Origin of the sequence: Bacillus massiliglaciei, from assembly GCF_900098925.1 — a bacterium.
Taxonomy (GTDB): Bacteria; Bacillota; Bacilli; order Bacillales; family DSM-1321; genus Peribacillus; species Peribacillus massiliglaciei.
Map to the genome: position 1 here is coordinate 259,798 of NZ_LT622356.1, position 8,554 is coordinate 268,351.

Consider the following 8,554-nt stretch of genomic DNA (forward strand, 5'->3'; position numbering starts at 1 on the left):
AACTGCACCTCCAATTGTTAGATGTGTCTAACAATTGGGGTGCAGTTCACGCCGCAGCGTTTTTTGTTTGCCTGTAAAAACGAAAACCCTTAAAAAAATGAACTCACAATAGTGACGATTTGATTCAGGGCCGCCAAGACGAAAAAGCCGCATACGGCGAAGAAAAACATCGTCCGCAGGAATTTCTCCTCGGCAAAAGCAATAAATAAAGCGATTCCGCTTCTGACGGCACACAGCAGGAAAAAAAAGAAAGCGGCAATCGAAGAGTCAGCAATCACACTGAGTAAAGCAAACAGAACAATCAGGATCCAAAGTACCTGTAAGAATTTTTTATATGCTTTTTCCATCCTCTGCTCCTTTTTTACTCTATCTTATCAAAGGAACCGCCTGTAAAATAGAAATTTTTGAAGAAACAAAAAGCACTGGTACAAGGACTGCCAAATGAGTATAACAGCCTTCCCGGCAGTGCATGGAGGGGCAAAATCAGGAGGTACCTGCGTGTTGGAAGGAGAGGAAATTAAACGTCCATTTAAAGCAGAATGGGCTGTTCATTGCCTATGTGGCAAAAGGAACATTAAGCTTGAATCTCCTGACTGCTTTCCGGCTTCCGAATGGAGACGGCTATATAAGATATCGAAAATGAAACGATTGTCAAAATGATATTCCAAATTGTAAAACTCACTTCTTCTCCAGGATAATAATAGAGGGAATACCCGATTTCATAGAGAAGATTCAGGCCCAATGTAATCAATGGTCCAATCACTGTCTTTTTCGTCAGGACAGACGATAACACACCTAATCCAATCACAACGAGCGGTACGATGACTAACTGCATCACAAAAGAATCAACCGACTCATATAATCCCATACTATTCCTCCTCTATATTTGGAAAGTATACCATACCGCTGATAAAAAAGACTAATTTTTCTGAAAATATATTTTATAGAGAATCTGACCCGTTTCCTCTACTGATTCGCCAATCAATTGAACCGCCCATGTGAAGCTGTCTCCTATTAATCAAACCAAAACGAAAAAAACGTCCCGAGATCAGCTCCCGGAACGTTTCGATGAAAGGCTCCGCCCATGAGCGGCCCCACTCTGTTAATCCTTCACCAATTTCTCCTCTTCGGCGACAATTGGGTAATGCTTTAAGAAATAAATCAATGACTGCAGCTCCACAGCCAGATCGATATGATGAATCCGGATTTGCGCCGGAACGGTCAGTCGGGCCGGCGTGAAGTTAAGGATTCCCTTAATATCGGCCTTAACCAGCCTGTCTGTAATCGATTGGGCCACCTGGGCAGGAACCGTCAGAATGGCCACGGTAATCCCGTTTTCCCGGATCTTCGTTTCGATTTCTTCCATATGATAAATCGGAACGTCGGCAATCTTTGTTCCCACCTTGGCTTCGTCTACCTCAAAGGCCATTTCGATTTTCGTATTGTTATTTTTAATAAAATTATAGTTCAGGAAGGCTGTCCCTAAGTTCCCTACCCCTATCAAGGCCACTTTGGTCAGTTCGTCCTGGTCGAGCGTCTTTCGGAAGAAGCTGAGCAGATAATTTACATTATAGCCGTACCCCTTCTTTCCCAATGCTCCAAAATAAGAAAAATCCCTGCGAATGGTGGCTGAGTCCACTTTCACCGCTTCACTCAATTCAGCAGAGGATACCCGCTGCTTCCCTGAAGAATGAAGGTTTTTAATAAATCGGTAATACAAAGGCAGCCGTTTCGCCGTTGCCTGCGGAATCTTCATTTGTTCGTGCATATTTTCTCCCCGCTTCCCGCTGACTTTCCATTTTTATTATCTATTCTTCTTTTTGCTGGAAAGTCCTTTTATAATCTGAACTGGATACGCCTCCTGTCTTCTCGACCAGGAAGGTTGGCCCGATGATCATTCCCTTATCAACAGCCTTGCACATATCATAAACAGTAAGAGCTGCGGCGGAAGCAGCTGTTAACGCTTCCATTTCCACACCTGTACTCCCTTTGGTCTTGACATCTACTTTTATCTTGAGTCTGTATCCCTCTTCTTCTTTTTCCCAATCAAAAGCAATATTGATTCCTTGAAGGGAGATTGGATGGCACATCGGAATAATGTTGGCGGTATTTTTCCCTGCCATGATGCCTGCCACCTGTGCAACCGCTAGCACATCTCCTTTTTTCATCTCATTGTTGGCGATTTTCCCGTAAATGGTCTCATTCACCAGGATGCTGGATTGGGCCGTTGCTGTGCGGACGGTTTCTGGCTTGTCGCTGACATCAACCATTTTCGCTCTTCCCTGTTCATTAAAATGCGTGAGTTTATCCATTACTATTTTCCTCCTCTAAATAATACACCATAATTACTTTTTATGTAACAGCTTGTTTTTCTCTTCCGAATTCAACATGATTGCCGATAAGATCCTTAATACGGTACACTGTCTATAACGCTATGAGGTGAATCAAAATGATGCTATTACAAATTAATCAGCTCTCCAAATATTATGGGGCTGAACTCATTTTATCAAATATGAAGCTTGAAATTCAAAACAAAGACCGAATTGCCCTCGTCGGCCGGAATGGTGCCGGCAAATCCACCCTGTTAAAGATCATCGCCGGGCAGCTGTCGCATGACGGCGGGGAAATCATCAAGCCCAAGGATGTAACCATCGGCTATATGGCCCAGGACACGGGTCTTGAGTCCGAACTGTCGATGTGGGATGAGATGCTGACCGTCTTTGAAGACTTGATCTCCCAGGAAAAAGAACTGCGCCGGCTGGAGACAAGCATGGCCGACCCGGCCGTTTTCGAGAATGATGCCGTCTACCAGCGGATCCTTGAGGAATATGACTCCCTGCAGGTTTCGTTCAAAGAAAAAGGCGGCTACCAGTATGAAGCGGATATCCGCTCTGTCCTGCATGGCCTCCAGTTCAGCGATTTCGACTATTCCACCCGGATTTCCACGCTGAGCGGCGGACAAAAAACAAGGCTCGCACTCGGCAAACTGCTTTTGAAGCGTCCGGATATCCTGATTCTCGATGAACCGACGAACCATCTGGATATTGAGACCCTTTCCTGGCTCGAACAATATTTGCAGGGCTACCAGGGAGCCGTGCTGATTGTGTCCCATGACCGCTACTTCCTCGACAAGGTCGTCAACCAGGTGTATGAGGTTTCCCGCAAGTCGATCAAGAAATACCACGGGAACTACAGCTCTTATATTGAGAAGAAGGCCGAGGATTATGAGCGGGACATGAAGCTCTATGAAAAGCAGCAGGAAGAAATGGAAAAGCTGCGTGACTTCGTCCAGAAGAATATCACCCGCGCTTCCACGACCAAGCGGGCCCAGAGCAGGCGGAAGCAGCTCGAGAAAATGGATGTGATGGACAGGCCGCAGGGCGATGAGAAATCCGCCTCCTTCTCCTTCCAGATTGAAAAGCAGAGCGGCAATGAAGTGCTGAACGTCAAGGACCTTGCCATCGGCTACGGGGACGAAACCGTTTCACAGAACATTTCAGCACGGGTCACTCGGGGCGAGAGCATCGCCTTGGTCGGTCCGAACGGAGTCGGCAAATCAACGCTCCTGAAGACAATCATCGGCAAGCTCCCTAAACGGGACGGAAGCTTCCAGTTCGGCACAAATGTCCAGGTCAGCTATTATGACCAGGAGCAGGCTAACCTTGTCTCTAACAAACGGGTGCTGAATGAATTATGGAACGAGCATCCGCTTCTGCCTGAGAAGGACATCCGCACCGTGCTTGGCAATTTCCTGTTTTCTGGAGACGATGTCCTGAAAACCGTCCATACATTAAGCGGCGGGGAAAAAGCACGGCTTGCCCTCTCCAAGATCATGATGCAAAAAGGGAATTTCCTGATTCTCGATGAACCGACGAACCATCTCGATCTCGATAGCAAGCTTGTCCTCGAGAATTCGCTGATTGATTATCCGGGAACGATCCTCTTCGTGTCCCATGACCGTTATTTCATCAACCGGATCGCCACCAAGGTCATTGAGCTCTCCAAAGACGGAACCGAAGAATTCCTCGGCGACTATGACTATTATGTAGAGAAGAAACAGGAACAGGCCGAGCATGCCGCTTTTGACCTGCAGGAAAAAGGGCTCCCGGACAAACCGGCTGCCGACCAGGCCGAGAAGTCTTCTTATAAAATTGATAAAGAAGCGAAAAAGGCCGAACGCCAGCGGCAGCGCCGGATTGAAGAAATTGAAAATACGATGGAAAAACTGGAAGCCGAAATCAAGGACTATAACGAAATTCTCTGTGATCCTGATGTCTTTCAGGACCATGAGAAAGTGCTTGAAATCCAGTCCAGCCTCGACCTTGCCCAGTCCAAGCTTGATGAACTTCTGGAAGAATGGACAGAGCTTGCGGAATAATGCATGCAGCCGGAACAGATACCTGTTCCGGTTTTTTTCGGCAGCGGCAAGGATCCATCAACAGCGGCGGTATTTAGACGGGAAAAGAGAAAGATAGTTATACACAACGTTATCCCTGTTACCCACATTTTTATGCACATAACAAACAGCCTTCTTATCGTATTTTTTAAACTTATGCACATTATCCACAAATAAATCCTTTGTTATCCACAAAACAGTCCTTTATTAACAGAAAATTATCTATTATTCGTCATTTTATCCACAGACCGGAGAAAGATGTTCTATCATCTCAAACAAAATAAAGTTATCCACAAAAAAAGGACCCCCACTGGGATCCTTTACATCGTTTCAATGTCTAAGCCTGGATTTCCGTTCATACTTAAATCGGATACTCTTCCTTTTTCAAACAGGACGCTGCCGGCCGCTCCAATCATCGCGGCATTATCTGTACAGAGAGAAAGCGGCGGAATCACGAGCTGCACATCCGGCAATTCGGTAAAAGCCTCCGTCAAAGCGGTACGCAGTCCCTTATTGGCCGCAACTCCTCCGGCAAGCAGCACCTGCTCTACGCCATATTCTTTGGCAGCCTTAACCGTTTTAGTGACGAGCACTTCAATGACGCTCGCCTGAAAACTTGCGGCAAGGTCCGCCGGCTCAATTGTCTCTCCTCTTTGCTCCGCATTATGCAGTGTGTTGATGACCGCCGACTTCAGGCCGCTGAAGCTGAAATCATAGCTTCCTTCAAGCCAGGCCCGCGGAAGATCAAGCGTCGGGCTTCCTTCATGGGCAAGCCGGTCAATATGCGGGCCGCCCGGATAAGGCATGTTCAATGTCCTCGCTACCTTATCATAAGCTTCCCCGGCAGCATCATCCCTTGTTTCGCCAATCACCTTGAAGACACCGGGAGCCTCGACGAGCACAAGCTCAGTATGGCCTCCGGATACAACAAGCGAAAGGGCTGGATAATGAATTTCTTCGATGAGCCGGTTCGCATAAATATGCCCGGCAATATGATGCACCCCGACCAATGGCAGTCCGTGCGCGAACGCCACCGCCTTGGCTGCATTGACACCGATCAGCAGCGCTCCGACCAGTCCCGGTCCTTCTGTGACCGCAACGGCATCAAGATCCTCATAGCCGATTCCGGCCTGGGACAGGGCTTCTTCCAGTACAAGCGTAATCTGCTCCACATGATGCCTGGACGCAATCTCCGGCACCACGCCGCCAAACCGCTTATGGCTTTCAATTTGGGATGCGACTACATTGCTGACAATCTCTTTTCCGTTCTTAATGACGGCTGCGGCTGTTTCATCGCAGCTTGTTTCTATACCTAATATCAATTGATCTTTTTTCACGTAAAATTCACCCACATTACATATGCATCTTCTCGGTTGTCCGTATAGTAATTTTTGCGTATGCCGCCCTTTTGAAAGCCAAGCTTTTCATAAAGCGAAATCGCTACATGATTGCTGACACGGACCTCCAATGTCATTTTAATAGATCCCATGCTGAGAGAAACCTCAATCATTTTCCTCAGCAGGGCTTCCCCAAGCTTCTTTCCCCGATACTCCGGCAATATCGCGATATTGGTGATATGGGTCTCATCCAGGACGATCCACGCACCGCAATATCCGGCAATCTTGCCTTCATCTTCAAGGACCAGATAGACCGCATATTGATTATTTGTCAGTTCATTATAAAAGGCATCCTTGCTCCACGGCAGTGTGAACGAATGTCTTTCCACTTCCAGAACCTGATCTATATCTTCTACTTTCATCAGTCGGAACGTCATCGTTTTACTCATCGTATCGTTCGCTTTCTATTTATTTATTTTTTTCTGCCTGCTGCTCGAGCCATTTTGTCTCGGCTTCCGCCATACGGATATAATTCGGCACAAAATGATGAATATCCTCTTCCGGTCTCTCACTGCCGATCAGCGCCAGCTCTCCCGGACGCGGATTGAATAAAGAAGCAGGTGCGAAAAAGGCCTGATCGCCCATCGCTTCCGTGAGCGCTTCCCGGTGCAAGTCCATATCCTGGCCGACAAACAGCACAGGCTTTCCAAGCTCATGAAGCTGCTTTCCCCATTCTGAAGATAACATATTGCAGTCTTCCATCACTGTCTGAATCGTGCCATCTTCCGAAAACGCATAAAGGCCGGTATACACCTGCCCCCTTCTTGCATCAAACAAAGGCGAAATCATCCCTTGAAAATGTCGGCCATTCGCTGCCAGAACTTCCAGGCTGGATACAGCTGAAAGCGGGATCTTCAGCGTCCACGCCAGCGTCTTGGCAATCGTCACGCCAATACGGACCCCTGTATAAGATCCCGGACCTTTGGCAACCACAATCCTGTCCAAATCCTCCGGCTTCGTATCACAGTCCTTCAGCAAAGTCTGAATCGCCGGCATCACCCTTACAGAATGGTTCTTTTTTAAGTTCGTAATATACTCGCCGACCACCTGTCCCCGATCGGCCAAGGCAATCCCCAATGTGAAATTGGAGGTATCTATTGCTAAAACCTTCATTCCATAATCTCCTTACATATCTTCAAATACCGTTCTCCCCGGGCCTGAATCACAAGTCTGCGGCTGAAATCCCCGACCCGGTAAATCTGAATGGCCAGACGCTCCTCAGGCAGCTGCTCCTCAATTAAATGCGCCCACTCCACAATCGTCACGCCGGACCCTTCAAAGTATTCATCAAAGCCTAAATCCTCTTCCGAATCGCCTACCCGGTACACATCCATATGGTAAACCGGGAGCCGCCCCTGATACTCCTTAATAATCGTGAAGGTCGGGCTGCTGACAGTCCTGGTTACACCAAGAGCTTTAGCCAGTCCTTTTGAAAAAGCCGTCTTGCCAGCACCCAAATCACCTTCCAGCGTAATCACTTCCCCGCCGTGAAGCTGATCCGCAAGCTTCGCCGCAAATAATACGGTCTCTTCCTCACTATGGGAGATCCACTCAAACTCCTGCATATAATCACCTTTATCTTATAATTCGCACTCCCCAGCCTTCTAGCAAAAGCCGAATCAAAAAAACCTTAGATCAGCCTAAGGATTATGCTCTATTTGTAGTTTACCTTTTTTCAAAACAAGAAACAAATAAGAAAGAAAAAAGGCATGACCCTCACTTCTGCTTTTACAGTAAGAGAATGGAAGGTGCCCTTCCTGCATAGCTATAGTGAAAGAGTCATTATAAAGGGGAGATACAATGAATCAGCAGCATATGGGACATCAGCCGATAAAACAGCTTCCCGTTGACCAGCCAAGTTATCTCAATCAGACGCCGGTCCATCATACGCCGATTTATCCAATAGAGGGCGTACCGCAGCCAAACCAGTACATCACGCAGCTGGACCCTGTTTTCGTTCAGCACTTAAGCAGGCATCAAGGACAGAAAATGGCTGTCATGACCACCGTGGGAAGAATCGAAGGAATTCTGGCAGGTGTCGCAGTCGATCATATCCAAATCAACCTTGAAGACCGTTCCCTTCATATTCGCATTCCCCACATCGTCTACTTTGAAGGACCGTTGGCCTCCTATCGATGAATCGTTTCTAAAAGAAAGCAAAAAAAAACGAAACCAACGTTTCGTTTTTCTCGATTGCGGGGGCAGGATTTGAACCTGCGACCTTCGGGTTATGAGCCCGACGAGCTACCGGACTGCTCCACCCCGCGACGGTATAAATGATACTATTTTGTTTATGCACCAAGTTTGAGTAAAGACTGTTTCTTCCTTTTTAGCTGAATCAATGAAGTGAATTCGTCGAAACAACTCGATGCTTTTTCACGGATGCTTTGCTTGTTGCTCCACCCCGCGACGGTATAAATGATACTATCATTAGTATATCCTTTGTAAGGAAAATATACAATGAATCTGCTTGGCAGCGTCCTACTCTCACAGGGGGAAACCCCCAACTACCATCGGCGCTGAAGAGCTTAACTTCCGTGTTCGGAATGGGAACGGGTGTGACCTCTTCGCTATCGCCACCAAACAGATAAAGGAATTATTCCTTCAAAACTAGATAATGGGAAGGCATGAATCGTTTCAAGCAATGTGGTTAAGTCCTCGACCGATTAGTATCAGTCAGCTCCACGTGTCGCCACGCTTCCACCTCTGACCTATCAACCTGATCATCTTTCAGGGGTCTTACTAGCTTGCGCTATGGGAA

At 47.2% G+C, this 8,554-nt stretch carries 10 protein-coding genes, 1 tRNA gene and 2 rRNA genes; 2 read left to right on the plus strand and 11 right to left on the minus strand.

The genetic code is table 11. The annotated features are described in order from the left end of the window. Window positions 1–89: 89 nt before the first annotated feature. The 4 genes from BQ4305_RS05590 to moaC form a co-directional block, all read right to left on the minus strand. Entirely contained in the window at window positions 90–347 is a 258-nt protein-coding gene (locus BQ4305_RS05590; RefSeq protein WP_110926848.1) for a hypothetical protein, read from the minus strand. Window positions 348–574: 227 nt separating this feature from the next. Next, complete coding sequence (locus BQ4305_RS05595) at window positions 575–868, minus strand: DUF2651 family protein (protein WP_110926849.1); 294 nt, start codon at window positions 866–868, stop codon at window positions 575–577. Window positions 869–1,102: 234 nt separating this feature from the next. After that, a complete protein-coding gene (locus BQ4305_RS05600; protein ID WP_110926850.1) occupies window positions 1,103–1,768 on the minus strand; it encodes a redox-sensing transcriptional repressor Rex in 666 nt (221 codons plus the stop codon). Window positions 1,769–1,808: 40 nt separating this feature from the next. Continuing rightward, complete coding sequence (gene moaC, locus BQ4305_RS05605; protein WP_110926851.1) at window positions 1,809–2,312, minus strand: cyclic pyranopterin monophosphate synthase MoaC; 504 nt, start codon at window positions 2,310–2,312, stop codon at window positions 1,809–1,811. A gap of 137 nt (window positions 2,313–2,449) precedes the next feature. Between moaC and BQ4305_RS05610 the strand changes: the two genes are divergently transcribed. Then, window positions 2,450–4,378: an ABC-F family ATP-binding cassette domain-containing protein gene (locus BQ4305_RS05610; RefSeq protein ID WP_110926852.1), complete on the plus strand. Its 1,929-nt coding sequence runs from the start codon at window positions 2,450–2,452 to the stop codon at window positions 4,376–4,378. A 338-nt stretch (window positions 4,379–4,716) separates the two neighbouring features. Here BQ4305_RS05610 and tsaD read toward each other — a convergent pair whose 3' ends face one another. From tsaD to tsaE, 4 genes are read right to left on the minus strand one after another with little or no spacing between them, the layout of a single operon-like run. Next, on the minus strand, window positions 4,717–5,733 hold the full coding sequence (gene tsaD / locus BQ4305_RS05620) for a tRNA (adenosine(37)-N6)-threonylcarbamoyltransferase complex transferase subunit TsaD (protein WP_110926854.1): 1,017 nt from the start codon (window positions 5,731–5,733) through the stop codon (window positions 4,717–4,719). Next, the gene (gene rimI, locus BQ4305_RS05625; RefSeq protein ID WP_110926855.1) at window positions 5,730–6,182 is read right to left on the minus strand and encodes a ribosomal protein S18-alanine N-acetyltransferase; all 453 of its coding nucleotides are present in this window, start codon (window positions 6,180–6,182) and stop codon (window positions 5,730–5,732) included. The genes tsaD and rimI overlap by 4 nt, the downstream gene beginning before the upstream one ends. A gap of 19 nt (window positions 6,183–6,201) precedes the next feature. Then, window positions 6,202–6,906 (minus strand): tRNA (adenosine(37)-N6)-threonylcarbamoyltransferase complex dimerization subunit type 1 TsaB, encoded by a 705-nt coding sequence (gene tsaB, locus BQ4305_RS05630; protein ID WP_110926856.1) that lies wholly within the window; start codon window positions 6,904–6,906, stop codon window positions 6,202–6,204. Further along, on the minus strand, window positions 6,903–7,358 hold the full coding sequence (gene tsaE, locus BQ4305_RS05635) for a tRNA (adenosine(37)-N6)-threonylcarbamoyltransferase complex ATPase subunit type 1 TsaE (RefSeq protein ID WP_110926857.1): 456 nt from the start codon (window positions 7,356–7,358) through the stop codon (window positions 6,903–6,905). Before tsaE ends, tsaB begins: the two co-directional genes overlap by 4 nt. 235 nt (window positions 7,359–7,593) lie before the next feature. Between tsaE and BQ4305_RS05640 the strand changes: the two genes are divergently transcribed. Beyond that, a complete protein-coding gene (locus BQ4305_RS05640) occupies window positions 7,594–7,932 on the plus strand; it encodes a DUF2642 domain-containing protein (RefSeq protein ID WP_110926858.1) in 339 nt (112 codons plus the stop codon). A gap of 54 nt (window positions 7,933–7,986) precedes the next feature. Here BQ4305_RS05640 and BQ4305_RS05645 read toward each other — a convergent pair. The 3 genes from BQ4305_RS05645 to BQ4305_RS05655 form a co-directional block, all read right to left on the minus strand. Beyond that, window positions 7,987–8,060 (minus strand) — tRNA-Met (locus BQ4305_RS05645). A 201-nt stretch (window positions 8,061–8,261) separates the two neighbouring features. Next, window positions 8,262–8,377: ribosomal RNA gene (gene rrf, locus BQ4305_RS05650) — 5S ribosomal RNA — on the minus strand. A 62-nt stretch (window positions 8,378–8,439) separates the two neighbouring features. Beyond that, window positions 8,440–8,554: ribosomal RNA gene (locus tag BQ4305_RS05655) — 23S ribosomal RNA — on the minus strand; the annotation flags it as partial.